Annotated in this window: 29 protein-coding genes; 10 read left to right on the forward strand and 19 right to left on the reverse strand. The window is 71.3% G+C overall.

What is annotated here, in order from left to right; genetic code table 11:
• Positions 1-67: 67 nt before the first annotated feature.
• Together ACWGKJ_RS12370 and ACWGKJ_RS12375 are read right to left on the reverse strand one after the other, a co-directional pair.
• Complete coding sequence (locus ACWGKJ_RS12370; protein ID WP_385019198.1) at positions 68-487, reverse strand: GNAT family N-acetyltransferase; 420 nt, start codon at positions 485-487, stop codon at positions 68-70.
• Positions 484-1,164, reverse strand: a complete 681-nt coding sequence (locus ACWGKJ_RS12375; RefSeq protein ID WP_385019196.1) for a TetR/AcrR family transcriptional regulator — start codon at positions 1,162-1,164, stop codon at positions 484-486. The genes ACWGKJ_RS12370 and ACWGKJ_RS12375 overlap by 4 nt, the downstream gene beginning before the upstream one ends.
• A gap of 127 nt (positions 1,165-1,291) precedes the next feature.
• Here ACWGKJ_RS12375 and ACWGKJ_RS12380 point away from each other — a divergent pair, with 127 nt between their 5' ends.
• From ACWGKJ_RS12380 to ACWGKJ_RS12395, 4 genes are read left to right on the forward strand one after another with little or no spacing between them, the layout of a single operon-like run.
• Positions 1,292-1,921, forward strand: coding sequence for an MSMEG_1061 family FMN-dependent PPOX-type flavoprotein (locus ACWGKJ_RS12380; protein ID WP_385019194.1), 630 nt, complete (start codon positions 1,292-1,294; stop codon positions 1,919-1,921).
• 34 nt (positions 1,922-1,955) lie between these two features.
• A complete protein-coding gene (locus tag ACWGKJ_RS12385) occupies positions 1,956-2,864 on the forward strand; it encodes a PDR/VanB family oxidoreductase (RefSeq protein ID WP_385019192.1) in 909 nt (302 codons plus the stop codon).
• A gap of 50 nt (positions 2,865-2,914) precedes the next feature.
• Complete coding sequence (locus ACWGKJ_RS12390) at positions 2,915-3,175, forward strand: antitoxin (protein ID WP_385019190.1); 261 nt, start codon at positions 2,915-2,917, stop codon at positions 3,173-3,175.
• A complete protein-coding gene (locus tag ACWGKJ_RS12395) occupies positions 3,172-3,543 on the forward strand; it encodes a fic family toxin-antitoxin system, toxin component (RefSeq protein WP_385019188.1) in 372 nt (123 codons plus the stop codon). Before ACWGKJ_RS12390 ends, ACWGKJ_RS12395 begins: the two co-directional genes overlap by 4 nt.
• A gap of 110 nt (positions 3,544-3,653) precedes the next feature.
• Here the strand turns inward: ACWGKJ_RS12395 and ACWGKJ_RS12400 are convergent, their stop codons facing one another.
• The 4 genes from ACWGKJ_RS12400 to bioB all read right to left on the reverse strand — a co-directional run bounded on the left by ACWGKJ_RS12400 (position 3,654) and on the right by bioB (position 7,491).
• Positions 3,654-4,337, reverse strand: coding sequence for a class I SAM-dependent methyltransferase (locus tag ACWGKJ_RS12400; protein ID WP_385019186.1), 684 nt, complete (start codon positions 4,335-4,337; stop codon positions 3,654-3,656).
• 83 nt (positions 4,338-4,420) lie between these two features.
• Positions 4,421-5,164 carry a dethiobiotin synthase gene (gene bioD / locus ACWGKJ_RS12405; RefSeq protein ID WP_385019184.1) on the reverse strand — a complete coding sequence of 248 codons (744 nt, stop codon included), beginning with the start codon at positions 5,162-5,164 and terminating at the stop codon, positions 4,421-4,423.
• A 1-nt stretch (position 5,165) separates the two neighbouring features.
• Positions 5,166-6,437 (reverse strand): adenosylmethionine--8-amino-7-oxononanoate transaminase, encoded by a 1,272-nt coding sequence (locus ACWGKJ_RS12410; protein ID WP_385019182.1) that lies wholly within the window; start codon positions 6,435-6,437, stop codon positions 5,166-5,168.
• A complete protein-coding gene (gene bioB / locus ACWGKJ_RS12415; RefSeq protein ID WP_385019180.1) occupies positions 6,430-7,491 on the reverse strand; it encodes a biotin synthase BioB in 1,062 nt (353 codons plus the stop codon). The genes ACWGKJ_RS12410 and bioB overlap by 8 nt, the downstream gene beginning before the upstream one ends.
• Before the next feature lie 143 nt (positions 7,492-7,634).
• Between bioB and ACWGKJ_RS12420 the strand changes: the two genes are divergently transcribed.
• Positions 7,635-8,792: an 8-amino-7-oxononanoate synthase gene (locus tag ACWGKJ_RS12420; protein ID WP_385019178.1), complete on the forward strand. Its 1,158-nt coding sequence runs from the start codon at positions 7,635-7,637 to the stop codon at positions 8,790-8,792.
• Positions 8,793-8,845: 53 nt separating this feature from the next.
• Here the strand turns inward: ACWGKJ_RS12420 and ACWGKJ_RS12425 are convergent, their stop codons facing one another.
• Complete coding sequence (locus ACWGKJ_RS12425; RefSeq protein ID WP_385019176.1) at positions 8,846-9,106, reverse strand: DUF397 domain-containing protein; 261 nt, start codon at positions 9,104-9,106, stop codon at positions 8,846-8,848.
• 9 nt (positions 9,107-9,115) lie between these two features.
• Positions 9,116-9,973 (reverse strand): helix-turn-helix domain-containing protein, encoded by an 858-nt coding sequence (locus ACWGKJ_RS12430; protein WP_385019174.1) that lies wholly within the window; start codon positions 9,971-9,973, stop codon positions 9,116-9,118.
• Between the two features lie 233 nt (positions 9,974-10,206).
• Between ACWGKJ_RS12430 and ACWGKJ_RS12435 the strand changes: the two genes are divergently transcribed.
• Entirely contained in the window at positions 10,207-10,638 is a 432-nt protein-coding gene (locus ACWGKJ_RS12435; protein WP_385019172.1) for an ATP-binding protein, read from the forward strand.
• Between the two features lie 38 nt (positions 10,639-10,676).
• On the opposite strand, the gene ACWGKJ_RS12440 is transcribed toward ACWGKJ_RS12435, so the two are convergent.
• Entirely contained in the window at positions 10,677-11,150 is a 474-nt protein-coding gene (locus tag ACWGKJ_RS12440; RefSeq protein ID WP_385019170.1) for a C40 family peptidase, read from the reverse strand.
• Positions 11,151-12,145: 995 nt separating this feature from the next.
• Between ACWGKJ_RS12440 and ACWGKJ_RS12445 the strand changes: the two genes are divergently transcribed.
• Complete coding sequence (locus ACWGKJ_RS12445; protein ID WP_385019268.1) at positions 12,146-13,657, forward strand: alpha/beta hydrolase; 1,512 nt, start codon at positions 12,146-12,148, stop codon at positions 13,655-13,657.
• A 25-nt stretch (positions 13,658-13,682) separates the two neighbouring features.
• Here ACWGKJ_RS12445 and ACWGKJ_RS12450 read toward each other — a convergent pair whose 3' ends face one another.
• Together ACWGKJ_RS12450 and ACWGKJ_RS12455 are read right to left on the reverse strand one after the other, a co-directional pair.
• Positions 13,683-14,741, reverse strand: a complete 1,059-nt coding sequence (locus ACWGKJ_RS12450) for an NAD-dependent epimerase/dehydratase family protein (protein WP_385019168.1) — start codon at positions 14,739-14,741, stop codon at positions 13,683-13,685.
• Between the two features lie 65 nt (positions 14,742-14,806).
• The gene (locus ACWGKJ_RS12455; RefSeq protein ID WP_385019166.1) at positions 14,807-15,508 is read right to left on the reverse strand and encodes a lysophospholipid acyltransferase family protein; all 702 of its coding nucleotides are present in this window, start codon (positions 15,506-15,508) and stop codon (positions 14,807-14,809) included.
• Positions 15,509-15,751: 243 nt separating this feature from the next.
• Between ACWGKJ_RS12455 and ACWGKJ_RS12460 the strand changes: the two genes are divergently transcribed.
• A complete protein-coding gene (locus ACWGKJ_RS12460; RefSeq protein WP_385019164.1) occupies positions 15,752-16,153 on the forward strand; it encodes an SSI family serine proteinase inhibitor in 402 nt (133 codons plus the stop codon).
• Positions 16,154-16,171: 18 nt separating this feature from the next.
• On the opposite strand, the gene ACWGKJ_RS12465 is transcribed toward ACWGKJ_RS12460, so the two are convergent.
• The 5 genes from ACWGKJ_RS12465 to ACWGKJ_RS12485 all read right to left on the reverse strand — a co-directional run bounded on the left by ACWGKJ_RS12465 (position 16,172) and on the right by ACWGKJ_RS12485 (position 20,626).
• Entirely contained in the window at positions 16,172-16,333 is a 162-nt protein-coding gene (locus ACWGKJ_RS12465) for a hypothetical protein (protein ID WP_385019162.1), read from the reverse strand.
• A gap of 56 nt (positions 16,334-16,389) precedes the next feature.
• Positions 16,390-17,358 (reverse strand): cytochrome c oxidase assembly protein, encoded by a 969-nt coding sequence (locus tag ACWGKJ_RS12470; protein ID WP_385019160.1) that lies wholly within the window; start codon positions 17,356-17,358, stop codon positions 16,390-16,392.
• Positions 17,359-17,474: 116 nt separating this feature from the next.
• Entirely contained in the window at positions 17,475-18,500 is a 1,026-nt protein-coding gene (locus ACWGKJ_RS12475; RefSeq protein ID WP_385019158.1) for a 6-phosphofructokinase, read from the reverse strand.
• Between the two features lie 141 nt (positions 18,501-18,641).
• Positions 18,642-19,370 carry a type 1 glutamine amidotransferase gene (locus tag ACWGKJ_RS12480; protein WP_385019156.1) on the reverse strand — a complete coding sequence of 243 codons (729 nt, stop codon included), beginning with the start codon at positions 19,368-19,370 and terminating at the stop codon, positions 18,642-18,644.
• 17 nt (positions 19,371-19,387) lie between these two features.
• Entirely contained in the window at positions 19,388-20,626 is a 1,239-nt protein-coding gene (locus ACWGKJ_RS12485) for a MurT ligase domain-containing protein (RefSeq protein WP_385019154.1), read from the reverse strand.
• A gap of 115 nt (positions 20,627-20,741) precedes the next feature.
• Between ACWGKJ_RS12485 and def the strand changes: the two genes are divergently transcribed.
• A complete protein-coding gene (def, locus tag ACWGKJ_RS12490) occupies positions 20,742-21,281 on the forward strand; it encodes a peptide deformylase (protein WP_385019152.1) in 540 nt (179 codons plus the stop codon).
• Positions 21,282-21,424: 143 nt separating this feature from the next.
• On the opposite strand, the gene ACWGKJ_RS12495 is transcribed toward def, so the two are convergent.
• Complete coding sequence (locus ACWGKJ_RS12495) at positions 21,425-22,093, reverse strand: TetR family transcriptional regulator (protein ID WP_385019150.1); 669 nt, start codon at positions 22,091-22,093, stop codon at positions 21,425-21,427.
• Positions 22,094-22,300: 207 nt separating this feature from the next.
• Here ACWGKJ_RS12495 and ACWGKJ_RS12500 point away from each other — a divergent pair, with 207 nt between their 5' ends.
• Complete coding sequence (locus ACWGKJ_RS12500; protein ID WP_385019148.1) at positions 22,301-23,530, forward strand: acyl-CoA dehydrogenase family protein; 1,230 nt, start codon at positions 22,301-22,303, stop codon at positions 23,528-23,530.
• 144 nt (positions 23,531-23,674) lie between these two features.
• Here the strand turns inward: ACWGKJ_RS12500 and ACWGKJ_RS12505 are convergent, their stop codons facing one another.
• Both ACWGKJ_RS12505 and ACWGKJ_RS12510 read right to left on the reverse strand, forming a co-directional pair.
• A complete protein-coding gene (locus tag ACWGKJ_RS12505) occupies positions 23,675-24,163 on the reverse strand; it encodes a glutathione peroxidase (RefSeq protein WP_385019146.1) in 489 nt (162 codons plus the stop codon).
• A 108-nt stretch (positions 24,164-24,271) separates the two neighbouring features.
• Positions 24,272-25,420, reverse strand: coding sequence for a D-alanyl-D-alanine carboxypeptidase family protein (locus tag ACWGKJ_RS12510; protein ID WP_385019144.1), 1,149 nt, complete (start codon positions 25,418-25,420; stop codon positions 24,272-24,274).
• Positions 25,421-25,562 lie beyond the last annotated feature (142 nt).

Genomic DNA, 25,562 nt, shown 5'->3' on the forward strand with positions numbered 1-25,562 from the left:
CAGCTATCGTAAAGGAAAGGCAAAGCGCGGGTCGCTCCGAGCGGGACCGCACCGGGACTGTCCGGGGTTACAGCGGCTTGACCCACCGTCGCCAGTGGTCCTCGCGATGGTAGCCAGCCGCGGTCCAGGTGCGGTGGGCCCGTGCGTTGTCCTCCAGGACCATGGCGTCCCCCCGCCGCCCGCCGAGGGCTGCGAAACGCTGTTCCGCGGCTTCCAGGAGGGCAGCGGCGATGCCCTGCCTGCGGAGGTCCGGCCGTACCGCGAGGCGGTAGAGGGAGCACCGCCAGCCGTCGAAGCCCGCTATCACGGTCCCCGCGAGTACGCCGTCACGTTCGGCGACCAGCAGGGCACCGGGGTCCCTGGTGATGAGGCGGGCGACGCCGTCGCGGTCGTCGGTGACGCTGGTTCCCTCCGCGGCGATTCTCCAGAACCGCAGTACGGCGTCGACGTCGGCGAGAGTGGCGCTGCGTATGCCGTGATCGCTCATGGGGCGAGCCAATCAGACGGTTCCTCCGGGGGGCGAGCCGTTTCGCCTGTGGGCCCGGAGGGTCCGGCCGTGAGATAGCGGGTGAGCATCGCGACGAGTTCGTTCTCGAACTCCGGGACACCGATCGAGTCGGGCGCGGCGATGAGCTGATGGACGATGAGTTCGACCGTGGACACGACGAGCCGGGCCGCGACGCGCATGTTGTCGACCCGCACCTCGGGGTAACGCCCCAGCAGTTCCTCCGTGTAGGCGACCCGTGCCCGATGGGACCGGGAGACCCTCTCCAGCAGTTCGGGCGAGCGCGGCCCCTGCTCGGCCATGACGCGCAGCAACTGCGGGTCGTCCTGGTGGTTCTCGATCGAGACCCGGACGAAGCCGCGGATCACCTCTTCGAGAGAGCCGGGGCGTTCCTCCTCCAGCCGCTGCGTCGCCGCCACCCCCGCGTCGAGGTGCCGGTTCAGCAGCTCGGCCAGGATCGCGTCCTTGTTCGGGTAGTACTGGTACAGCGAGCCGATGGAGATCCTCGCCTGCTCGGCGATCCGGTTGGTGGTCCCGGCGGCATAGCCGTGCTCGGCGAAAACGTGAGCAGCGGCGGTGAGGATGCGCTGCCGGGTGAGTTCGGATCTGGCCTGGAGCGGCTTCTTACGTGGTTGAAGTCTGCGGGAACCCGATGCCACGGCACCTCCTGGAGCACGACCCGAAAGCGAGTGGCGCACGACATGAGCAATTGCTCACAATACTGCCATGGACTGCGGCGGAGCAGCGCAGCGCCGTCGCCACGTGCCGCTCAGGAAAGGACTCCTCGTGACATCTCCCCGTACACGCCCCCGGCGGGTGTCGCCGGCCGGAGTACGCACCCGGCTCGGCGAGCCCGACGCGATGATGAAGGACAAGAAGCTCGACCACGTCGATGAGTATGTGCACCGCTTCATCGCCCACTCGCCTTTCCTGACCCTGGCCACGGCGGACGCCGCGGGACGTACCGACTGCTCGCCCCGCGGCGACTACCCCGGGTTCGTGAAGGTCCTCGACCCCCACACGCTCGCGATCCCCGACCGGCCCGGCAACAAGATCGCCGACTCCTTCCGCAATCTCGCCGAGAACGACGGGGTCGGGCTGCTCTTCCTCGTCCCGGGAGTACGCGAAATGCTGCGGGTCAACGGCAGTGCCTATGCCACCGACGAACCTGACGTGCTCGCCCGGATGCGGACCGAGGCCCGGGAACCGTTGCTGGCGCTCGTCGTGGACGTGGCGGAGGTCTACTTCCACTGCGGCCGGGCGCTCCTCAGGTCCCGGCTGTGGGACCCCGCGAGCCAGGCCCTCGCCGATGAACTCCCGACAGCGGGCGAGACCGTCACCGCTCAGCTCGGTCTCGACATCGACCCCCAGGTGATCGACAGCAGCCTCGAAGAGGCCTACCGGAAGCTCTACTGACCAGCCCGACCGACCAGCCGAAAGCGGATTCCCGATGCAGCAGACCGTCGTCGAGCACATCGACCAGGTCGCCCAGGACGTCGTATCCCTCGTCCTGCGCGGTGCCACCGGCCCACTGGCCCCCTGGGCCCCCGGGGCGCACATCGACCTCGCCCTGCCGAACTGGCTGACCCGGCAGTACTCGCTCTGCGGCGACCCGGCGGACCAGGACTCCTACCGCATCGCGGTACGGCACGATCCGCTCAGCCGGGGCGGATCCGAGTACATCCACCGCTTTCTGCGCCAGGGGCGCACCCTCGAAGTGTCGCTGCCGCGCAATCACTTCCCGCTCGAACCGGCGCCGGAGTACCTCTTCCTCGCGGGCGGGATCGGCATCACCACCACCCTGCCGATGCTGCGGACGGCGGTCGCCTCGGGCATCCCCGCGTCGCTCGTGTACGTCGGCCGCTCGGCCGACGCGATGCCCTTCGCCGGGGAACTGCGCTCCGCGTACGGGGACCGGGTCCGGATCGTCGCCACCCGGGAGCACGGCAGGCCGGACCTGGCGGCACTGGCCTCCGGGGCGGCCCCCGGTGCGCTGGTCTACTGCTGCGGACCCGCACCGATGCTGGCCGCCGCGGAGGCCGCGTTCCCCGCCGGGCAGCTGCGGATGGAGCGGTTCCAGCCGGTGGCCAGATCGTTCGGCCCCGACACGGCCTTCGACGCCGTCTGTTCCCGGTCGGGGCGGACCGTCCGGGTGCCGGAGGACGAGTCGCTGCTCGACGCGCTCAACCAGGCCGGATTCCCCGTACCGTCCGGCTGCCGTGAAGGTGTCTGCGGCAGCTGCGAACTCACCGTGCTCGACGGCGAGCCCGAACACCGGGACGACATCGGAGCCCCGGCCGGCCGGATGTACGCCTGTGTGTCCCGCGCCCTGTCGCCGGGGCTCGTCCTGGACCTCTGAGCCGGCCGGCGCTCTTGCCGGTGCTAGCGCTTGCGCGCTAGCGTAGCGGTGTGGCCAAGACCCAGCTGAACGTACGTGTGGACGAAGCGACCGCCGAAGCGGCACGCCAGCGCGCTCTCCAACGGGGCGTGAGCGTGAACCGCTATATCGAGGAGCTGGTCAACCAGGACGCCGGCGAGGTGGGGCACACCTTCGTCGAAGCGGCCGCCGACTTCATGAAGCAGTACGCGTCGGTCTTCGCGGAGGAGTCCGCCCCCACGGGCAAGCAGGAGTCCGCCCCCGCGGCCAAGCGCCGCAAAGGCAGCCGTTGAACCTCACGATCGATCTCGCCTGGCTGCTCATGGTCGCCGAGCACAAGACGCCGGGCGATCCGCCCGTCACCGACTGGGGCGCTCTGGTGGCCGCCGTCAGCCGGCACGAGGCGGAGGTCTTCGGGATCCCCGTCTACGGCGACCCGTACGCCCGCGCCGCCGCTCTGCTGCAACAGCTGCTCCACGTACCGGCGTTGGAGCACTCCAACGCGATGTTCGCCTCAGCTGTCGCCTACGGCTATCTGATCGCCTGCGGGCTGAAGATCGTCACCTCGCCCGAGCAGGTCAGAGATCTGGCGCGGCTGGTGAAGCAGGACAAGGCGGATGTCCGGACCATCGCCGACGAACTGCGCCAGTGGAGCCTGTGAGCCACCGGCGCCCCGCTCTCCCGTCCCTGGCACGCCCTCCCGCCTCGCTCCGCTCCCGACGTGCCCCGCTTTCCGGCCCCCGTCCCGCCTTCACCCCGTCCTCCCGCGCCTCATGCGACAGCAGACGGGCCCGGCCGCCTCGCCCTGCCCAGCACACAGGGCGAGGAAGGCAGACGCAGACCGCTCTCCGGCACGTTCAGCCGCCGGTAGGCGCCCAGTTCGAAACCGGCCGTCTCGATCGCGGCCAGGGTGTCCCGCGCCGTGTGGCAGCCACCGAAGAGCAGCGGCCACACCGTACGGTCCACGGCCCGCTGGGCCGTCGCCATCGCGCGGCCCCGGCCCAGACCGTGTTCGAAGAACCGCAGCTCACCGCCGGGCCGCAGCACGCGCCTGATCTCGGCGAGCGCCTGCGGAAGGTCGCGTACGGTGCACAGCACCAGCGACGCCACAGCCGCGTCGAACGTCCCGTCCCGCACGGGAAGCGCCTCCGCCGTCCCCGGCACCACGTCCACCGTGGCCGTGGCCTCCATCGCGGACCGCACCGCCAACTGCCGCAGGGTGCGCTCCGGTTCGACGGCCACCACATCGGAGACCGCCGCCGGGTAGTGGGCGAAGTTCAGCCCGTTGCCCGCACCGATCTCGATCACCCGGCCGGAGAGGCCCGCGAGCAGTTCGGCACGGTGGGCCGCCACCCCCGCGGTGCGGTCGGCGCTGACGCTGCACCGGGCGTAGAAGCGGGCAAAGAGCGGATGGTGCACGGTGTCGCGTGGGTTCCTGGTGCTGCGCAGCGGCATCGCTGGTCTTCTCCTCCGGCGGCGTACGGGACGGCACTACGGGACGGCAGCGGGTTCGGCCATGGTCCCACTGTCTGCCCCGCTCATGCCCCCGATGGCCCGGCGCACTCCGGCGGCCCCGGAGGACCTCCCGGGACGTGCTGGGCGCGGACCCAGGTCCCGCCGATGCGGGGTGCGAGCCAGCTCCGCGCCCGGTCGCGGAAGCCGGCCGGCGCCAGCCGGCCCGCGCCCTCCGGCACCACGCCGAGCAGCGGGGCCCCGGCGGCCTCGGGGAGGTCCACCACATTGCACCGGGCGTCCAGACCCGGCTCGGCCGGCCAGCTGCCGATCACCACCCCCGCACACTCCAGCCGCCGGGCGCGCAGCGCCTCGGCGGTCAGGGCCGTCGAGTTCAGCGTGCCGAGCGTGGCCGGGGCGACCACCAGGACCGGCGCCCCCATCAGCTGGGCCGCGTCCGCGAGCGTGCCGCCCTCGTCGTCGAACCGTACGAGCAGCCCGCCCGCGCCCTCGATCAGCACCAGATCGTGTTCGGCGGCCAGCTTCTGCGCCGCCTCCGCCACCTCCTGCGGGCGCAGCGGCGCGAGCCCGGCGCGTCTGGCGGCCGTCGCCGGGGCCAACGGGTCCGGGAAGCGCGCCAGTTCGACCGCGGTCACCGCCCCGGCCAGCCGTGCCACCTCGGCCGCGTCGCCGTGCTCGCCGGGGAGCAGCCCGGTCTGCGCCGGTTTCAGCACCGCGACGGACCGGCCGTGTGCCGCGGCGGCCACCGCGGCGGTCACCACCGTCTTGCCGATCTCGGTGCCGGTCCCCGTCACCACCAGAATCGTCATGTCATGCCTCCCGCGCCACTGCGCACACCGCACGGCAGATCCGTGCCGCGTCCTGATCACCGGTGATGTACGGCGGCATGGTGTAGACGAGATCGCGGAACGGCCGCAGCCACACCCCCTCGCGCACCGCCACCCGGGTCGCCGCCGCCATGTCCACCTCATGGTCGAGCTGGACCACCCCGATCGCACCGAGGACCCGGACATCCCGGACGCCCGGCAGCTCCGCCGCCCCGGACAGACCGTCGAGCAGAGCCGTTTCCAGGCGCTCGACCTCCCGTTCCCAGTCCTGTCCGAGCAGCAGGTCGACCGAGGCGCAGGCCACCGCAGCGGCCAGCGGATTGCCCATGAACGTCGGCCCGTGGGCCAGCACCGGCACCTCGCCCCGCGCGATCCCCTCGGCCACCCGAGGGGTGCAGAGCGTCGCCGCCATCGTCAGATAGCCGCCGGTCAGGGCCTTGCCCACACACATCACATCCGGCGCGACCCCGGCGTGGTCCGCGGCGAAGAGCCTGCCCGTACGGCCGAAGCCGGTGGCGATCTCGTCGAAGACCAGCAGCACACCATGTGCGTCGCACGCCTCACGGAGCACCCGCAGATACCCGGGGGAGTGGAAACGCATCCCGCCCGCGCCCTGGACCACCGGCTCCACGATCACCGCTGCCAGCTCCCGCGCATGACGGCCGATCAGCTCGTGGAGGTGATCGGCGTACCCCTGTTCGTACTCCGCCGGGGGAGCGTCCGCGAAGACCTGCCGCGGCAGTACCCCCGACCACAGGTCGTGCATCCCGCCCTCCGGGTCGCACACCGACATGGGGTGCCAGGTGTCCCCGTGGTAGCCGCCCCGCCAGGTCAGCAGCCGCTGCTTCCCTGGGCGGCCGACGGAACGCCAGTACTGCAGGCACATCTTGACGGCGACCTCGACCGAGACCGAACCGGAGTCGGAGAGGAAGACGTGCTGGAGCGGTTCCGGGGTGATCTCCACCAGCTTCGCCGCGAGCCGGACGGCGGGCTCATGGGTGAGCCCGCCGAACATCACATGGCTCATCCGGTCCAGCTGACCGCGCGCGGCCTCGTTCAGCACCGGGTGGTTGTAGCCGTGGATCGCCGACCACCAGGACGACATGCCGTCCACCAGCTCGCCCGCGCCGGCCACCCGCAGGCGCACCCCGGACGCCGACTCGACGAGCAGTGGCTCCTGTCGGCCGGGCATCGGACCGTACGGGTGCCAGACATGGCGCCGGTCGAGTGCGAGCAGCTCCGCCGATTCAGGCATTGGGCGCGAGATCCGTCCCGGCGCCCCTGCGGCGTACCGCCACCAGACCCGCACGGTGTCCGGGCAGCGTCGTCGTGTCCGAGCCCTCCACCTCGAAACCGGCGTCCGCGATCATCTCCAGGTCGGCCCGGCCCGCCTGGCCCTCGCTCGTCAGATAGTCGCCGAGGAAGATGGAGTTGACGAGATGCAGGGCGAGCGGCTGCAAGGTGCGCAGATGCACCTCGCGCCCGCCCGCGAGCCGTACCTCCGCGTCCGGGCAGACGAACCGCACCATCGCCAGGATGCGCAGACACCGCTGCGGGGTCAGATGCCACTCCCCGGCCAGCGGGGTTCCCTCCATCGGGATCAGGAAGTTCACCGGCACCGAGTCGGGGTCCAGGCCGCGCAGTGCGAAGACCACGTCGACCAGGTCCGCGTCGCTCTCCCCCATCCCGGCGATCAGCCCCGAGCAGGCCGAGAGACCGGCAGCCCGGGCGTGCTGGACGGTGTCGACCCGGTCGGCGAAGTCATGGGTGGTGCAGATGTCGGCGTAAGTGGCCTCCGACGTATTGAGATTGTGGTTGTACGCGTCGGCGCCCGCCGCCCGCAGCCGCTCCGCCTGGCCGTCCTTGAGCAGCCCGAGGCAGGCACAGACCTCGATGTCCTCGTTCTGCTCCTTGATCGCCTCGATCGTCTCCGACACGCGGTCGACATCACGGTCCGTCGGCCCCCGGCCGCTGGCGACCAGACAGACCCGCTTGGCACCGCCCGCCACTCCGGCCGCCGCGGCCCTCGACGCCTCGTCGGGCTTCAGCCAGGTGTACTTGAGGATCTCGGCCTTGGAGCCCAGGCGCTGCGAGCAGTACGAGCAGTCCTCCGGGCAGAGGCCCGATTTGAGATTCACCAGGTAGTTGAGCTTCACCCGGCGCTCGAACCACTGGCGCCGCACCTTCCCGGCTGCCGCCACCACGTCCAGCAGTTCGTCGTCGGTCGTCGCCAGTACGGCGAGAGCCTCTTCACGGGTCGGCAGTTCGCGCCGCAGCCCCTTGTCCACCAGCGTGTTCAGCAGGTCCATAGGGGTGATCCTGGCCTACGCCACCACCTCCGGCCAAGGAGGAACCGAACAACACCTCCCACCTGACGTGTGTGTATTGCCACACCATGACCCCGCATCGCCCCGGCTAGGGTCTGTGAACTGCCTACAAAAAGGGACCGACCATGACTCCAGCCGAGCCCCGCGAGCCCTTCGAGTGGACCGACACCGCGGCGCGCCGCCGGTCGGACGCCGGGCTGGTCCGTACGCTCCGGCCGCGGTCCGCCGCCCCGGACGCGCTGGACCTCGCGAGCAACGACTATCTGGGGCTGAGCGGCCACCCCGTCGTCACCGCGGCCGCCGCCGACGCGGCCCGCCGCTGGGGCGCGGGCGCCACCGGCTCCCGGCTGATTACCGGATCCACCGCACTCCACGCCGAACTGGAGGGCGAACTGGCGCAGTTCAGCGGTTTCGAGGCGGCGCTGGTCTTCTCGTCCGGGTACGCGGCCAACCTCGCCGTGCTCACCGCGCTCACCGGAGCCGACTCCCTGATCGTCTCGGACGCCGCCAACCACGCCTCGATCATCGACGGGTGCCGGCTCTCCAGAGCAGTGACCGAAGTCGTCCCGCACAGCGACCCCGATGCGGCCGGAAAGGCGCTGGACGTCCACGGCGGCGGGCGGGCCGTCGCCGTCACCGACTCGGTCTTCTCCGTCGACGGCGACGCCGCGCCGCTGCCCGAACTGGCCGCGGTCTGCCGTACCTACGGCGCGGCGCTGATCACCGACGACGCGCACGGGTTCGGGGTACTCGGCGACGGCGGGCGCGGCGCCGTGCACGCGGCGGGACTCGCGGGGGCGCCCGACGTGGTCGCCACCGTGACCCTGTCGAAGTCCCTGGGCAGTCAGGGCGGTGCGGTGCTGGGGCCGGCCCGGGTCATCGACCATCTCGTCAACGAGGCCCGCACCTTCATCTTCGACACGGGCCTGGCGCCCGCGGCGGTGGGAGCGGCGCTGGCGAGCCTGCGGCTGCTGCGCGACGAACCCCTGCTCGCCGGGCGCCCCCGCACAGTGGCGCACACCCTGCACGCCCGTCTCACCGCGGGCGGGCTCAGTGCGGTACGCCCGCAGGCGGCCGTGGTCTCCGTACTGGCGCCCTCGCCGGAACAGGCGGTGCGCTGGGCGGCCGACTGCCGCGCGGCGGGCCTGCTGGCCGGCTGCTTCCGCCCCCCGTCGGTCCCCGACGGGATCTCACGGCTGCGGCTCACCGCACGCGCCGATCTGACGGAGGAACAGATCGAGTGGGCGGTGGACACGGTCCTGCGGACCGCGCCCACCGGGTGACGGGACCCCGCCGGCCCTTCTGCCGCCCGTCACCCGGCCGGAAGCCGCCCGCCTCAGCTGCCCGCGGTACCGCGCTCCGCGGTGCCGGTGGCTGCGCTCCGGCGGTGCGCCGACGCCAGGAAGCAGGTCCAGGCGTCCGCCCCGAAGAGCAGCGCCGGGCGGTGGATCCGCTTGGAGTCACGGACGGCCAGCAGACCGCCGTCGAGCAGCGCGGTCTCGACACAGTTGTTCATTCCGGTGCTGCGGCTGCTGCGCCGCCACCGCGCGCTGTTCAGAGAAGTACTGGAAGGGACATTCGCAGGATGTGCGGACATGGTGCCTCCCTAGACGCCGTCACCGATCCCGGCGATGAGATCCAACGATTCCTTCTGCGGAAGGGCGCGCGCCTGGATCCTGCGGAACGCGGCGCTGTACGCCTCAAGGTCTTCTTTCCGTTCCAGATAACGGCTACTCATCAAGTGGTCGAGAACGACCACATCCAGATCAATGATGTTCGGAAAGGAGAAAATTGTGAAAGAGCCGGTGAGTCCGATGTGCCCGCCGGCCGCGAACGGCATGACCTGCACACGGACATGGGGGAGCCGGGCCACCTCCCGTACGTGCCGCAACTGCTCCGCCATCACCCCGCGCCCGCCCATCCGCCGGTGCAGCGCGCCCTCGTCGACCACCGCGCTCAGCTCCAGTGGCGGGTCCGCCGCCAGCACCCGCTGCCGCGCCAGCCGCACATCGACCAGTGAGTCGACGGCCCCGGCGGGCATCCCGTCGAGCGACGCCCGGGTGACCGCCCTCGCGTAACCGGGCGTCTGCAACAGCCCCGGCACCACCGAGGTCTCGAAGGTGTGCGCCGTGCAGGCCTGGGACTCCAGCCTGATGAAGTCCCGGTACTGGGCGGGCAGCAGCCGCCGGTAGGCGTGCCACCAGCCGGCGCTCTCCTCGGCCCCCGCCCCGCACAGCGCGGCCAGCAGTTCGCGCTGCGGGGCGTCGTCCACCCCGTACGCATCGAGGAGCAGGGCCACGTCCGACGGCTTCACACCACTGCGCCCGGTCTCGATCCGGCTCACCTTGGACTGGTGCCAGCCCGCATGCCGGGCCGCGGCGGCGCTGGTCAGGCCCGCCAGGACACGCAGCCTGCGCAGCTCGGCACCGAGTTTGACGCGGCGCACCGCGGGACTGCTCCGCACCCCCTTCTCCCTCCGGTCGGCCCGTTTATGCCAACGTGCCATTCCAGCCGCCAAATACGGTCTTCCGTCGCAGAGTTCATCACTTTGAGCGACAGATATATGCACTTCTTTGTGGATCGCCGGTCCTGCGGTCACTATGAGTGTCACGCTCGCACGAAGCGCCACCCGAGGCCGTCTCGAAGTGCATCCGGCACGAGATCCGCGCCGCAGCGGTGGGAAAGGGACAGGCCGTCATGGCAGACCACCAGGAAGCATCCGTCACCCTGCCGAGCGAGCCGGCCTCGGTCCCGGCCGCCCGGACGTTCGTGGCCCGTGTGCTCACCGGATGGGGGCTGCCCTCCGAAGCGGAGCTGGCGGACACCATCCGGCTGATCGTCTCGGAGCTCGCGACCAACGCGGTGCAGCACACCTTCGGCGCGTCCCCCACCTTCACGGTGCAGGCCGTTCTGGAGCGGGACGAGCGGCTGTGCGTCGGGGTCACCGACTCCCATCCGCGCTGGCCCCAGCGGCTGCCGGCCGCGGTGCAGCAGGACAACGGCCGGGGCATGGTGATCATCCGCTGGCTGGCGGCCGAGAACGGCGGCCGGCTGACGGTGACTCCGACACGGGACGGCGGCAAGACCGTCTGGATCGCCCTGCCCTGGACCGCCCCGGTCCAGGGCTGAGGGCGGCACGGGCTGACAGCGCCCGCAGGGACCCGGCGTCAGCCCACCCGGCCGTACCAGACGCTGCGGGACCAGATCTTCTCCAGTCTCACCACCGCGCCGGTCTTGGGGGAGTGCCACATCTTCCCGGCCCCGGCGTAGATACCGACGTGGTACACGCTCCGGCCGTAGTGGAAGAAGACCAGGTCACCGGGGTGCCGGCCGGAGGCCGCGATATGGCGTACCCGGTTGTACTGGGCCTGGGCGGTGCGGGGCAGCGTCTTGCCCACCCGCTTGTACGAGTACTGCGTCAGCCCTGAGCAGTCGAACCGCGACGGTCCTGTCGCCCCCCACTGGTAGGGAGCCCCCTTCTTGGAGGCCGCGATCCGTACGGCCTGTGCGGCGTGCGCGGCGGCCTGGGCCTCCACGGCTGCCCCCGGTGCCAGCGAGGTCCCCGCGACTGCGGCGAGGGTGAGGGCCGATGCTGTTCCGGCGCGGGCGAGCAGAGACGGGATATGAATCTGCGCAGTCATGCGCAACCCTTCGCAAACCGCCTGTGAAGGATGACCTGTCGGGTTCGGGCCGGCGAAGTTGCCCGGCCGCCGTTCGGACCGGCCGACTGATCAAGTCGGCCGCCCCGCCCGGCGGCTTCACCCCGAGGAGCGACGTCGCTGTCGCCCCGGACTGCTTGGGTCCTCCACTCCTGCCGATCCACTCGTGTCGACCAGACATCCGGGTGCGGCGGCAGGACTCGGCGTCCGCCCGGACCGCCCCGCCGCGGCGGCGGGGGCTTGTCGTCCCCCGGATCTTCACCCATGGCAGGACCGATCTATGACTGACCGCGCCGATTTGTAATGGTTCGTGTCACTTGGCCTGTTCGGGTGGACACCACGCTCCCCGGGCCATGGACCAGCCCGGCTTCACGGCTCTCACCTGGGGCGCAGCCCCGGTTCTGGGCGAGTTCGCCGCCGCGCCGCGCAACTCGGCGCGCCCGCCGGACCGCTGCGACCCTCCGTCTTCCGGGGGACGCCCATCGGTGTCACGGCCACCGCCGAAAGACGGATCCGCGCGTGGTCCGGGCCGGGGACCATTCCGGCAGGCGGGCGCGGACGCCGGTATGCGCACGAACGGCGGGCCGCACGCGGGCCGGGCCGCCCGAACGGATCACCGTGCCACGCACACCGGGTGCTGTGCGGGGACGAGTTCGGCCGGAGCACGCCAACTTGCCGTGCAGCGAACGGGGTTCAGCCGCTGCCCGCCAACATCCGGCCCTTGGTTCCCCGTTGCGGACGGGAGCGGTCCGCCCACGGCTGCACCGCTCACCGGGACCCGCCTCGCCGCATTTCGGGTTGGCAAAGAACGCCCATGCGCCCTGTTGTCAGGGACTGTTCACAAGAAAGGATCCCCGGTACGTACTGGAGAGCGCCGCACGAACGGCGCTTCGCACAGGGGGAGGTACCACGTGAGACGCACCGCAGTGCTCGGTTCGGCCGGCGCTCTGGCCGCGGCGACGCTCATAGCGGGCGCCATGGCTGCGCCGTCGGCCACCGCCGACGGCCGCGGCCGCGCCGGCTCGGAGGCGCACGGAGCAGCCGTCGCCGCCGCGCGGGCGGCGAGGGCGGGGATCGACTGGCAGGACTGCCCTGCGGACTGGGCGCTCGCGAAGCCGATCCAGTGCGGCTGGGTGACCGTCCCGGTCGATTACGCACACCCCGACGGCCGGACGATCCGGCTCGCCGTCGACCGCGCTGTGAGCACCGGCACCGCCTCGCAGCGGCAGGGCTCCCTCGTCTACAACCCCGGCGGCCCCGGCGCTTCGGGCATGCGCTTCCCCGCCAGGACCACCACGAAGAGCGCCCTGTGGGTCAACACCGCCAAGGCGTACGACTTCGTGGGCTTCGACCCGCGCGGTGTGGGCCACTCGGCACCGGTCTCCTGCGTCGACCCGCAGCAGTACGTCAGCGCCCCCAAGGCCGATCCGGTCCCGGACAGCACGGCCGACAAGCGGGTCCAGCGCAAGCTCGCCGCGCAGTACGCGCAGGGCTGCGCCAAGCGCAGCGGTGCGATGCTGCCGTATCTGACGACGCCCAACTCGGCACGTGACCTCGACGTCATCCGGGCGGCGCTCGGCGAGAAGAGGCTCAACTACCTGGGCGTCTCCTACGGCACCTACCTCGGCGCGGTGTACGGAACGCTCTTCCCCGGCCATGTCCGCCGGATGATCGTGGACAGCGTGGTCGACCCGAAGCGGTCGAACATCTGGTACGAGGCCAACCTCAACCAGGACATCGCCTTCCAGGGCCGCTGGAGCGACTGGCAGAACTGGGTCGCCGCCAACGATGCCGCGTACCACATCGGGAAGACGGCCGCCGCTGTCGAAAAGCAGTGGGAGAAGCTGCGGGCCACGGCGAAGAAGCATCCGCTCGGCGGAGTCGTCGGCCCCGCCGAGCTGCTCGCGTTCTTCCAGAACGCGCCGTACTACGACTCCTCCTGGGCACCGGTCGCCAAGGCCTGGAGCCAGTACCTCGCCGGTGACCCGCAGCCGCTGATCGATGCCGCGGGGCCCGATATGTCGGACACCGCGGGCAATATCTCGGCGGAGAACGGGACGGCCGTCTACACCTCGGTCGAGTGCGCGGACGCCAAGTGGCCCACCGACTGGCGGACATGGGACCGGGACAACACCAGGCTGAACAAGGACTACCCCTTCCTGACCTGGTCCAACGCCTGGATGAACCTGCCGTGCGCCACCTGGCCCGCGAAGCAGCGGACCCCGGTCGACGTACACACCGGCAAGGGCCTCCCGCCGGTCCTGATCGTCCAGTCGACCCGTGACGCGGCCACACCGTTCCAGGGGGCCGTCGACCTGCACCGGCGCTTCAAGGGCTCGCGCCTGATCATCGAGAAGGACGCCGGTTCGCACGGGGTGACCGGTCTGGTCAACCCGTGCATCAACAGCAGGGTGGACAGCTATCTGCTCACCGGCAGCACCGACCGCCACGATGTGACCTGCGCCCCGCACGCCACGCCGAAGCCGTAACAGCCCCCGCTGGGGGACCGCTCGGTCACCGGTTCCCCAGCCAGGCGTCCTCCGCCGCGTAGTCGAAGAGATCGAGATGCGGGTCGTACGTCCTGGCCATCGTGGGAAAGGCCCCGCGCCAGTCCCCGTCGCTGTCCCGGAGCCGGCCGGTGATCCACTCCACGGTCGCGGGCAGGGAATCGGCGTACCCGGTCACCGGCCGGTAGCCCAGCTCACGTTCGGCGGCCGACATGTCGTACACCACAGGGTGGTCGACGCCCCATGGTGTGCTGCCCACCGTGCCGTCCGCCGCGGCGCGCCCCTCGATCAGCACCAACCGGCTCCGTACGCCCATGACTTCGTCGATGGCCGCGCTGATCCCGGCGACCGTCGGCGCCTCGGGATCCCCGCCGTTCAGCACCCGCGACCCCGGGCGCAGCGCGGCCAGCCTGATCATCTCGGCCAGGTTGGAGACATGCACCGGGTGGAAGCGGCTGCGCCCGCCGAACGCCAGGATCCGCACCGGCCGCCCGTCGAGCGCCCGCTTGACGAAGTACAGCTCACGCGGCGCCCGGCCGTGCGGACCGTGGATCGCGCCCGCCCGCAGCAGGGTCACGGGCAGCGTCCCGGCCGCCGCCAGCAGCTCACGCTCCAGCGCCACCTTGCGGGTGCCGTACGTGGCCGGGCCCGGCCCGACCGTGAGGTGGCTCTCGGGGATCGGCACCGGAAAGCGCGGAAAACCGTCCGGCTCGTCCTGGGTGTCGAAACTGCGCCCTTCTGCGTCCGCGTACACCGCGCCACTGGAGATCACCACCGCGGAGCCGATTCGGTCCGCGAGGCCCACCAGCTGCCGGGCATGCTCCGTTCCGTACGCGACCATGTCCACCAGGACGTCGCAGCCGTGCCCCAGGGCCGCCGCGAGCGCGCCATCGACATCCCGGTCGACACGGACGGTACGCACACCGTCCGGCAGGCCGTCGTCGCTGTCGCCCGTCCCGCGCGAAGCGGCCCGCACCTCCCAGCCGTCCGAGACCAGCGCGCGCACCGCCGCGCGCCCGATCTGCCCTGTCGCTCCCAGTACGAAGGCGCTTCCCCTGCTGCTCATGCCGCCGACGCTACGGTCCGCCTCGCTCCCGGGGCCAGACGGTTCTGCTCACAGCCGATCCGGTGTCAGCCCGGCTGGTGCGGCGGCTTCTTCGCCTGTGCGGCCTTCACATCGGCGGCGTACGCGTCGACGTACTCCTGGCCCGAGAGCCCGAGTACCGCGTACATGATCTCGTCGGTGACGGCCCGCAGCGCCACTTTCTCCTTCTCCAGACCCGCGTAGCGGCTGAAGTCCAGCGGCTCCCCGAAGCGGATCGTGACCCGCCGGATCTTCGGCACCCGCCGGCCGGGCGGCTGGATCTCGAAGGTGCCCACCATCGCGCACGGCACCACCGGGACCCGGCCCTCGATGGCCATCACGGCGACCCCGACCTTGCCCTTGTAGAGCCTGCCGTCGTGCGAGCGGGTGCCCTCCGGATAGATCCCGAGCAGTTCGCCCCTGCCGAGCACGCCGAGCCCCTCACGGACCGCGGCCCTGCCCGCCTCACGGCCCGACCGGTCCACCGGGATCTGGCCGACGCTGCGGAAGAAGGCGGCCGTCAGCCGGCCCTTGATGCCCGGCCCGGTGAAGTACTCCTGTTTCGCGAGAAAGGTGATGCGCCGGCTGAGGACGACCGGCATCAGGAAGTGGTCGGAGAAGGACAGATGGTTGCCCGCGATGATCGCGGCGCCGTCCTCCGGAATATGTTCGAGCCCTTCGATCCTGGGCCGGAACAGCAGCCTCAGTACCGGCCCGAAAACGGCGAATTTAAGGATGTAGTAGAACAATGGCCGGCCCGCCTCCCCGTCGCTCCCCGTGACGGCGCACAGTAGCCGCCGCACCGCCCGCCGCGGAACCCGTCCGTCCTGCTCCGTCCATGCCCCCCGGGCCCGTCCGCATGCGTCCGGGAGCCGTTCGAGCAGCGGGATCCGCGTCCGTACGGGTGGCCGGGCGGCGCGGTGACTTGCCGCCGGGCCCGGTGGCCGGATGCTCTGGGCTCCCACCCTCGTGCCGAGTTCCTGGAGGACCGGATGCGCCCCCGTACGATGTCCGCCGCTGCGGCCCTGCTCGCTTTCGCCGCCGCGGCGCCCGCGCAGGCCGCCGCCGGAGCGCCGCCCATCCGCCCGAGCGGACTCGTCCTCACCGTCGCGTCGCCCTCGCACCCCGACCGGAACCGCAGCGTGCTGCTCCGGTGCGCGCCGGCGGGAGAGGACGGCTCGCACCCCGACGCCTCGGCCGCCTGCCGAGCGCTCGACCGGGCCGGCGGCAGCTTCGACCGTCTCGACGGCGAGCCGCGGCCCTGCACCAGGCAGTCCGATCCGGTGGAGGCCACCGTCGCCGGGACGTGGGGCGGCCGGCCCACCCACTGGGACCGGACCTTCGCCAACGCCTGCTCGCTCGACGCGGCCACCGGCCCGGTCTTCCGGTTCTGAGCGCCCCGGCCCGGCCGCTCAGCTGCTGCCGCGCGCCGCGACCATCCCGACGGTCACCAGACCCAGCACCACCCAGCCGAACCACAGCCAGCCGTTGCTGCCGAGCACCACCGAATACCCCGTCACCGTGACCAGGGCCCCCACGGTGATGACACCCATCGTTTTCACAGAACCGGGCATGGCCGCTCCTCCTCCGAAGGTGGAGGGCCATCGTCGCCCGCCGGGGGCCTTCTCCGCTACTGGCCGCGTGCCTGGAGTGACGCCAGGTAGGCGTTGTAGGCGGCCAGCTCCTGGTCGCCGTTGCGGTCCTCGGCCCGGTCGGAGCGCCGGGAGACCCGCTGCTCGGAGCTGTACCACTGGAAGACCAGCGCGATCAGCACCAGTACGGACGGGATCTCGCTGAACGCCCAGGCGATACCGCCCGCGGCCTCCTGGTCCGAGAGCGCGTCGATCCCCAGCGACATGGGCGGGTGCTTGTACACCTGCACCATCGGCTCGGACGCCATCATCAGCGCGATGCCGAAGAACGCGTGGAAGGGCATCCCGGCGAAGAGCTCCAGCATCCGCATGACGTACCCCGGCCGGTGCGGTCCCGGGTCGATCCCCATGATCGGCCAGAAGAAGATCAGCCCCACGAAGAGGAAGTGGACCATCATCACGATGTGTCCGGTCATCGAGCCCATCAGGAAGTCGAAGAGCGGGGTGAAGTAGAGCCCGTAGAGGCTGGCGATGAAGAGCGGGATGGTGAAGGCCGGGTGCGTGATGATCCGCATGTAGCGGCTCCGCAGCAGCATCAGCAGCAGCTCGCGCGGACCCTTGCGGTTGCCCCGGCCCGCGACGGGCAGGGCGCGCAGGGCCAGGGTCACCGGCGCGCCGAGCAGCAGCAGGATGGGGGAGAGCATGCTGATGATCATGTGCTGCACCATGTGCACGCTGAACATGACCATGCCGTAGTCGTTCAGTTTCGTGCACATCGTGAGGCCGACGGTCAGCACCCCGACGACGAAGAGCGCGATCCGGTGGACCGGCCAGCTGTCACCGCGCCTGCGCAGCCGGACCACGCCCCAGCCGTACAGCGCGAGCCCCACCAGACAGCCGATCAGGAAGAACGGGTCCGCGGAGAAACCCAGCCCCCGTCCCAGCGTGAACGGCGGCAGATCCATGGTCATGCCGTCCATGGGCATGCCGTGCCCGCTGTGGTCCATCCACTCACTCCTGATTCGTGCCTGATGTCCGCACCAGAGTAGAACTGCCCCCGGCCGCAGTTGTGGCCGGGGGCAGTTCGTACCGTATCGGGCGAATGGGGAACGTCAGAGGAGGCTCAGAGGACGCACTCCGCTTCGGCGTACCGCTCGGCGGGCACGGTCTTGAGGGTCTCCACGGCCTCGCCCAGCGGCACCATGGTGATCTCCGTGCCGCGCAGGGCGGTCAGCATGCCGAAAGCACCGCGGTGCGCGGCCTCCACGGCGTGCCAGCCGAACCGGGTGGCCAGGACCCTGTCGTACGCGGTGGGGGTGCCGCCGCGCTGCACATGACCGAGTATCACCGGACGGGCCTCCTTGCCGAGACGCTCCTCCAGCTCGATGGAGAGCTGCCTGGCGACCCCGGCGAACCGCTCGTGCCCGTACATGTCCTTGGCGCCCACATCGAAGCTCATCGAGCCCTCGCGCGGCTTGGCGCCCTCGGCGACCACCACGATCGCGAACTTCTTGCCCGCCGAGAAGCGCCGGCCGACCAGCTCGGTGAGCTCGTCGATGTCGAAGGGGCGCTCGGGGACGACGATGGCGTGCGCGCCCGCCGCCATGCCCGAGTGCAGCGCGATCCACCCGGTGTGGCGCCCCATGACCTCGACGATCAGTACCCGCTGATGCGACTCGGCGGTGGTCTTCAGCCGGTCGAGGGCATCGGTCGCGACCCCCACGGCCGTGTCGAAACCGAAGGTGACATCGGTCGACGCGATGTCGTTGTCGATGGTCTTCGGCACACCCACGATCGGCAGCCCGGCCTCGGAGAGGAGGTGCGCCGCCTTCAGGGTGCCCTCGCCGCCGATCGGGATGATCGCGTCGAGCCCCAGATCGGCGACATGCCCCCGGGCGCGCTCCACGCCGTCACGCAGATGCGCCGGCTGCACCCGCGAGGAGCCGAGGATCGTGCCGCCGCGGGCCAGGATGCCGCCCACCGCGTCGAGGTCGAGCTTGCGGTAGTCGCATTCGAGCAGGCCCTTCCACCCGTCGTGGAAGCCGATGACCTCGTCGCCGTGGTCGACGACGGCGCGGTGCACGACCGAGCGGATGACGGCGTTCAGACCGGGGCAGTCGCCGCCGGAGGTGAGGACACCAATTCGCATTGCCCGACTTACCTTTGCAACGTGGGCCTGTGACCGGACCACGTCGTCCGGGCTGGATCCCCGTCAGCCTACCGGCGGAGGGCTGCGGAGACGTAGCGGGCGTCCGCCTGCTGGACGCCGCTCAGATGTACGTATCGGGCCTCATGCGGGCTGTGTTGCCACCGCGATCCGCTCGGCCCGCAGCGCCTCGTACCAGCGGTCGTCGGTCGGCGGCAGCGCGTTGACGTCCAGGGCCAGCTTGAGCAGCAGATCGGCGATCTGCGGGTTGCGGGCCAGCACCGGGCCGTGCATGTACGTACCGAAGACGGTGTCGTTGTACGCGCCCTCGGTGCCGTCGCCCGTGCCGTTGCCCCGGCCGAGCTGGACGCGGGCGAACGGGCGGGCGGTCGGCCCGAGATGGGTGATGCCCTGGTGGTTCTCGAAACCGGTCAGCGGCGGCAGGCCGAGCCGCTGGTCGATGTCGCCGTACACGTCGCCGACGCAGCGGTCGCCCTCGCCGCGGGTCGAGATCACGTCGAGGAGCCCCAGGCCCGGCTCGCGCTCGCCGAGGTCGTTGATGAACTCGTGGCCGAGGATCTGGTACCCGGCGCAGACCGAGAAGATGATCGCGCCGTTGGAGGCCGCCCTGCTGAGCCCGCCGTCCCTGCGCAGCCGCTCGGACGCCAGCCGCTGCGGGCGGTCCTCGCCGCCGCCGATCAGATAGATGTCGCCGGATGTCGGCACCGGCTGGTCGCTGCGCACGTCGATACGGGTCACGTCGAGGCCGCGCTGGCGGGCCCGGCGCTCCACCACCAGGGCGTTGCCCTGGTCGCCGTAGGTGCTCAGCAGGTCCGGGTAGACCCACACCAGACGCAGGCTGTTGTCGCTCATCATCGTTTCCTCTGAGGTCAGTTGCCGACGCGGCGGCGCACGTCCTGGAACGCGGTGTAGTTGGCGATCAGTTCGATCCGGCCGGGCGGCGCGTACTGGACCGCCTCGTCCACCGTCTCGCAGACCTGGAACTGGAGCCCGGCCACTTCGAGCCGTACCGCGAGGTCCAGCTTGCGGTCGCCGATGACGAAGATGGGGTGGCCCGCGAGGCGGGTGTAGTCGACGTCCCAGAGCCAGGAGGTGTCCGTGCCGTCGGCGCCGCGGGCGTTGACGGCGAGGATCACCGGCGTCGGCGGCGGATCGATCAGCGAGAACGTCTCCAGCCAGCCCGCCGGGTTCTTGGCGAGCAGCAGCCGTACCTCACGGTTGAGGAACGACACCACGTCGTACCGGCCCGCGACAGCCTGCACGCCGTACATCCGCTCCAGCGCCACCTGCGGCGGGACACCGAAGGTCGCCGCGACGGCCGCCGACGTGGTCGCGTTCGCCTTGTTGGCCCGGCCCGGCAGCTGGAGGTGGATCGGCCAGGCCGAACCGTGCGGATCGACGACGTAGTCCCCGGAGAGCGCCCAACTGGGCGCCGGGCGGCGGAAACCGCAGTCCGCGCAGAACCACTCGTCGTTCGGCCACTGGAGCACACCGCCGCAGGACGGGCACGACCAGGCGTCGTCCTTCCACTCCTGGCCGGCCGCGACCCAGACCACGGTGGGGGAGGACGAAGCGGCCCACACGACCAGCGGGTCGTCCGCGTTGGCGATGACGACGGCCTTCGTCCCGGCCAGCCCCTCCCGCCACCGCTCGGCCAGCATGCGGGTCTCGCCCGCCCGGTCGAGCTGGTCGCGGGAGAGGTTCAGCAGCGCGATCGCCTTGGGTGTCGTGTCGCGTGCGACTCCGGCGAGGTACTTCTCGTCGACCTCGATCACGCCGAAGCGCGCGTCGGAACCGCCCGCCAGCGCGGAGGTGATGCCCGCGGGCATATTGGCGCCCAGGGCGTTCGACACGACCGGGCCCGCTGCGCGCAGCGCCTCGGCGATGAGCCGGGTCGTGGTGGTCTTGCCGTTCGTCGCCGAGACCAGGATCACGTCCAGATGCTGGGCGAGGCGCCCGAGCAGGTCGGGGTCGAGCCGCAGTGCGACCTTGCCGCCGATCACCGATCCGCTGCCGCGCCCCGCGGCGCGCGATACCGCTGCCGCGGCCTTGCCTGCCGTCACGGCCAGCTTGGCCCGCGGCGACAGCGGCTCCGTGTTGCCGTCCATCGTCCTAGATCCTCCTTGCGTCGGCGCGGGGCTCAGCCTATCGAGATCCGGCCGTGCGCCCGACCTCGGCACCACCGGGGCGGCGCTGTTCCGGGCGGAACGTACGCTTGCCGTCATGCGAAACCGCCCGATCCCCGGCAGTTCCGGAGCCGTGCGGACGATGAGTCCGTACGGCGATCCCGTGCTGCACGCGCCCTGCGAGCCGGTGGCGGGCTTCGACGCCTCGCTCGCCGGGCTCGTCGAGGACATGTTCGCGACGATGTACGCGGCACGGGGTGTCGGCCTCGCGGCGAATCAGATCGGCGCCGGGCTGCGGGTGTTCGTCTATGACTGCCCGGACGACGAGGACGTCCGCCATCTCGGACATCTGGTCAACCCCCGGCTGGTGGAGGCCGACGGGGTCACCGTGCGCGGCGCCGAGGGCTGTCTTTCACTGCCCGGCATCGAGGCGGGCACGCCGCGCTTCGACCATGCCGTCGTGGAGGGCTTCTCGGTGACCGGGGAGCCGGTCACGGTCAGCGGCACCGGGTTCTTCGCGCGCTGCCTCCAGCACGAGTGCGACCATCTCGACGGCCTGATGTACACCGACCGGCTGGCCGGATGGCGCCGCGGCAGGGCGCTGCGGGCCGGCCGCCGGGCCGGGCTGATCCGCTGAGCGCACCGCACCCACGAGTCCGGGCTGAACCGCTGGGACCCTGAGGGCCCTGCCCCTTGCCCTGAGCCCCTTTCGCCCCTGAGCCCCTTGTCCCTCGCCGCCGCACTGCCGTGCCCGCCGGACGGCTGCCGCGGCCGGGTGTTTCAGAAGCCCGGTCCGCCGGTGCGGTCGGAGGCCGTGGAGAGCCTGCCCCAGAGGAGATCGGCGAGGCTGCTGACCAACTGCTCCCGCGGGCAGGGGCGTTCACCGAGCCACCAGTCGCCCGCCGCGTGCATCATCCCGACGATGCCATGACCCCAGACCCGCGCCAGCTGCTCACTGCCCGGACCGAGGTCGACGCGTTCGGCGATCACCTTGGCCAGCTCCTCGCCGAGCCTGCGCAGCAGCGGCGCCGAGTGCAGCCCCACGTCGAAGGTCTGCTCGGGCTGCTGGCCGTCGTCGGCCGGATGCATCAGGAAGCGGTAGACCTGCGGTCTGGCCTCGATCGCCGCGAGATAGGTGTCCAGCGTGGCCTCGACGCGCTCCCGCCGGCCGGCCGGAGCGTCCAGCGCGGCCCGCAGCGCGCTCAGCAGTGCGTCGGTGTGGCGCTTGGCGAGCGCCCGGTAGAGGCCGCCCTTGTCGCCGAAGTGCCGGTAGAGGATGGGCTTGGTGATCCCCGCCTCGGCCGCGATGGCGTTCATGGACGCCTTCGGGCCGTCCCGCAGCACGACCCGGTCGGCCGCCTCCAGCAGCTCCCGGCGCCGGCTGTGTGCCGAGCGCTGCTGTGTGGTCTGCGCTGCTTGTCCGGCCGGTGTGGCCTGTGTGGTCCCCATGGGTACCTCTTCCCCGCCCTGCGATTCTGGCTCTGTGACGCGGATCCGTGGTGCTTGCGCCGCCCGGTCCGGCCCCCTGCCGAAACGTAACACCCGACCGGGGGCCCGTGCCGGGGGCGACCCTGGAGGTTGACAGGGGCTACTTGCCAGTAACAGACTGCGGTTACCGCAAGTAACATTCCGATGGAACGCAGTGCTGGAGGGGACATGGCCGAGTTCACGCTCGAACTCAACGATGACCAGAAGCAGGTCCGTGACTGGATCCACGGATTCGCCGCGGACGTCATCCGCCCGGCTGCCGCCGAGTGGGACGAGCGTGAGGAGACCCCCTGGCCGGTGATCCAGGAGGCGGCCAAGGTCGGCATCTACTCGCTCGACTTCTACGCCCAGCAGTTCTTCGACCCCACCGGCCTCGGTATCCCCATGGCGATGGAGGAGCTCTTCTGGGGCGACGCGGGCATCGCGCTCTCGATCGTCGGTACGGGTCTGGCCGCGGTCGGGGTCCTCGCCAACGGCACCGAGGACCAGATCGGCACCTGGATCCCGCAGATGTACGGCGACGCGAACGACGTCAAGGTCGCGGCCTTCTGCTCGTCCGAACCCGACGCCGGATCCGACGTCGCCGCGATGCGGACCCGCGCGGTGTACGACGAGGCCAAGGACGAGTGGGTGCTCAACGGCACCAAGACCTGGGCGACCAACGGCGGCATCGCCAACGTCCATGTCGTGGTCGCCGTCGTCGACCCCGACGCCGGATCGAAGGGGCACGCCTCGTTCATCGTCCCGCCGGGGACACCGGGCCTGACGCAGGGCCAGAAGTTCAAGAAGCACGGCATCCGCGCCTCCCACACCGCCGAGGTCGTCCTGGAGGACGTCCGGGTACCGGGCCACTGTCTGCTCGGCGGCAAGGAGAAGCTGGACGAGCGGCTGGCCCGCGCCCGGGAGCGTGCGAAGCAGGGCGGCGGCGAGCGTGTGAAGAACGCGGCGATGGCCACCTTCGAGGCGTCCCGCCCCGCGGTCGGCGCCATGGCGGTCGGCACCGCGCGGGCGGCATACGAGGTCGCGCTGGACTACGCGAAGACCCGCAGCCAGTTCGGCCGTCCGATCATCGACAACCAGGGCGTCGCCTTCCAGCTCGCCGACATGCGGACGCAGATCGACGCGGCCCGCCTGCTGGTCTGGCGCGCCTCCTGGATGGCGTCGGCGAACAAGCCGTTCACCGCGGCCGAGGGCTCCATGTCCAAGCTGTACGCCAGCGAGACGGCCAAGAAGGTCACGGCCCAGGCCATCCAGATCCTGGGCGGCAACGGCTACACCCGTGAGTACCCGGTCGAGCGCATGCACCGCGACTCCGCGATCTACACCATCTTCGAGGGCACCAGCGAGATCCAGCGTCTGGTGATCGCCCGGACCCTGGCGGGCATGCCGATCCGCTGAGGCGGCCCGTGCCGCCCCGCCCGGCCGGTACGGGATCCGGCCGACGGGATCCCGTACCAGGAGCACAGCAGGCCCGCGGAGAATCCTCCGCGGGCTTGCTCCGCTTCCCTGGGCCGGGCCGCCTTATCGGTCCGGGCCGCTCCGTCAGGCCGGCAGCTGCGCCTCGATGGCCGCCACGACCTCAGGCGCCTCCGGCTCGGTGCGCGGTCGGATCCGGGAGACGACCTCGCCCGTCGGCGAGATCAGGAACTTCTCGAAGTTCCACTGGACGTCCCCGGCCTCACCCGCACCGTCGGCCACCTTCGTCAGCTCCGCGTAGAGCGGGTGCTGCCCGGCGCCGTTGACGTCGGTCTTCTCCAGCATCGGGAACGTCACCCCGTAACTGGCCGAGCAGAAGGTCTGGATCTCCTCGGCGCTGCCCGGCTCCTGCCCGGCGAACTGGTTGCAGGGCACCCCGATGACGGTGAAGCCGCGCTCCCCGTACTGCTGCTGAAGCTTTTCGAGACCGGCGTACTGCGGGGTGAGTCCGCACTTGGACGCCACGTTCACCAGCAGCACCGCCTTGCCCCGGTAGTCGGCCAGGGAGGTCGCGTCGCCGGTCAGGGTGTGCAGCGGGATGTCGTACAGGCTCATCGTCAGCTCCTGTCGTAGGTCAGTGGTACGTACTGTTCCAGAGACCCGTGAACACCCGGCCAACGCCCCCGTCCTGCGCCCCCCCGGCCCCGCTGACCGCTCACCGGCTCAGGCCGGTCCGCCCTGTCTGCGCGCCCGGCGGCGGGCGATCAGCAGGGCGCCGGCCAGCGCGGCGGCGGCCACCCCGCCGGCGAACAGGAAGGCCGTCCAGCCGGACACCGTGATGTGCGAGGTCTGCGAAGCCGCCACCGGGGGCGTGTGTTCGGCGGGCGCCCTGCTGCCGGCGGGGGCCGGGGGACGCGCCGGGTGGAAGGCGGGCAGCACGTCCACCGGTGAGACGGTGGGCGCCGTCGCGAACCCCCAGTCCAACAGGGAGCGTGTCTCGTCGTAGGCGCCGTTCGGCTGCCCGGACTGCGGGTTCATGACGGTCACCAGGAGGGTGCGCCCGTTCCGCTGGGCGGCGGTGACCAGGGTGTTGCCCGCTTCCGTCGTGTAGCCGTTCTTCACCCCGAGCAGGCCGGGGTACTGCGTGACACCGTGCGACCCGACGAGCAGCCTGTTCGTGTTCTGGATGCCGAAGGCGTCCGGCCCGCCCGACGCGGGGAAACGCGCGGTCCTGGTCGAGGCGAACTGCCGGAACTCCGGATTCGTCAGACCCGCGCGGGCGAACAGCGACAGGTCGTACGCCGACGAGTGCTGCCCCGGGGTGTCGTATCCGTCGGCCGACTTGACCACGGTGTCGTGCGCCCCGAGCCGGCGGGCGGTCGCCTGCATGCTCCTGATGGTCGCCGGTACACCGCCGTTCATCGTCGCCAGGGTGTGCACCGCGTCATTGCCCGAGGCCAGGAACACGCCGCGCCACAGATCGGCGACCGTGTACCGAGTGCCTTCCCGCATCCCGACCAGGCTGCTTCCGGGCTGGAGCCCGGTGAGGTCGGTCAGGTCCGCGCGGTGCACCTCCTGCGGCGGGAACTTCGGCAGCACGGTCAGCGCGAAGAGCGTCTTGAGCGTGCTGGCCGGGGGCAGTGGCCGGTGCGCGTTCCTGGCCGCCAGCACCCGGCCGGTGCGCAGATCGGTCACCATCCACGACAGCGCCGTCGTCTCGGGCGGCCGGGCGGCCCCGGACGCCACCTGGACGCCGGTGCCGTACAGCGCGGACCGTCCGCTGTCCGCGGCCGGCCGGGGCGCGGGACTGCTGTCGGCCCGCGCGGCCGACGAGAGGGAGGCGAGCACCAGTGCGGGCAGGGAAACGGCCACAGCCGCACGAATCCTGACAGAACACCACATCGCTTGGGACATGATCACACCGTAGGAGAAGTCCGGCGGGGCCGCTCTGTGGCTTGGTCCGACTGCCGGACCCGCCCCGCGGGGCCCCGTCACGGCACTCCCGCAGCCCGCC

This window comes from Streptomyces sp. NPDC054757 (assembly GCF_053612185.1).

Coding starts and splice junctions, on each gene's coding strand:
- ACWGKJ_RS12425 (WP_385019176.1), bottom strand. CDS start 9,106: ATGTCCGCACATCCTGCGAATGTCCCTTCCAGTACTTCTCTGAACAGC.
- ACWGKJ_RS12505 (WP_385019146.1), bottom strand. CDS start 24,163: ATGAGCCTGTACGACATCCCGCTGCACACCCTGACCGGCGACGCGACC.
- ACWGKJ_RS12435 (WP_385019172.1), top strand. CDS start 10,207: ATGGCAGACCACCAGGAAGCATCCGTCACCCTGCCGAGCGAGCCGGCC.
- ACWGKJ_RS12475 (WP_385019158.1), bottom strand. CDS start 18,500: ATGCGAATTGGTGTCCTCACCTCCGGCGGCGACTGCCCCGGTCTGAAC.
- ACWGKJ_RS12485 (WP_385019154.1), bottom strand. CDS start 20,626: ATGGACGGCAACACGGAGCCGCTGTCGCCGCGGGCCAAGCTGGCCGTG.
- def (WP_385019152.1), top strand. CDS start 20,742: ATGCGAAACCGCCCGATCCCCGGCAGTTCCGGAGCCGTGCGGACGATG.
- ACWGKJ_RS12445 (WP_385019268.1), top strand. CDS start 12,146: ATGGCTGCGCCGTCGGCCACCGCCGACGGCCGCGGCCGCGCCGGCTCG.
- ACWGKJ_RS12410 (WP_385019182.1), bottom strand. CDS start 6,437: ATGCCTGAATCGGCGGAGCTGCTCGCACTCGACCGGCGCCATGTCTGG.
- ACWGKJ_RS12465 (WP_385019162.1), bottom strand. CDS start 16,333: ATGCCCGGTTCTGTGAAAACGATGGGTGTCATCACCGTGGGGGCCCTG.
- ACWGKJ_RS12420 (WP_385019178.1), top strand. CDS start 7,635: ATGACTCCAGCCGAGCCCCGCGAGCCCTTCGAGTGGACCGACACCGCG.
- bioB (WP_385019180.1), bottom strand. CDS start 7,491: ATGGACCTGCTGAACACGCTGGTGGACAAGGGGCTGCGGCGCGAACTG.
- ACWGKJ_RS12440 (WP_385019170.1), bottom strand. CDS start 11,150: ATGACTGCGCAGATTCATATCCCGTCTCTGCTCGCCCGCGCCGGAACA.
- ACWGKJ_RS12470 (WP_385019160.1), bottom strand. CDS start 17,358: ATGGACCACAGCGGGCACGGCATGCCCATGGACGGCATGACCATGGAT.
- ACWGKJ_RS12385 (WP_385019192.1), top strand. CDS start 1,956: ATGCAGCAGACCGTCGTCGAGCACATCGACCAGGTCGCCCAGGACGTC.
- ACWGKJ_RS12460 (WP_385019164.1), top strand. CDS start 15,752: ATGCGCCCCCGTACGATGTCCGCCGCTGCGGCCCTGCTCGCTTTCGCC.
- ACWGKJ_RS12500 (WP_385019148.1), top strand. CDS start 22,301: ATGGCCGAGTTCACGCTCGAACTCAACGATGACCAGAAGCAGGTCCGT.
- ACWGKJ_RS12400 (WP_385019186.1), bottom strand. CDS start 4,337: ATGCCGCTGCGCAGCACCAGGAACCCACGCGACACCGTGCACCATCCG.
- bioD (WP_385019184.1), bottom strand. CDS start 5,164: ATGACGATTCTGGTGGTGACGGGGACCGGCACCGAGATCGGCAAGACG.
- ACWGKJ_RS12495 (WP_385019150.1), bottom strand. CDS start 22,093: ATGGGGACCACACAGGCCACACCGGCCGGACAAGCAGCGCAGACCACA.
- ACWGKJ_RS12370 (WP_385019198.1), bottom strand. CDS start 487: ATGAGCGATCACGGCATACGCAGCGCCACTCTCGCCGACGTCGACGCC.
- ACWGKJ_RS12480 (WP_385019156.1), bottom strand. CDS start 19,370: ATGAGCGACAACAGCCTGCGTCTGGTGTGGGTCTACCCGGACCTGCTG.
- ACWGKJ_RS12450 (WP_385019168.1), bottom strand. CDS start 14,741: ATGAGCAGCAGGGGAAGCGCCTTCGTACTGGGAGCGACAGGGCAGATC.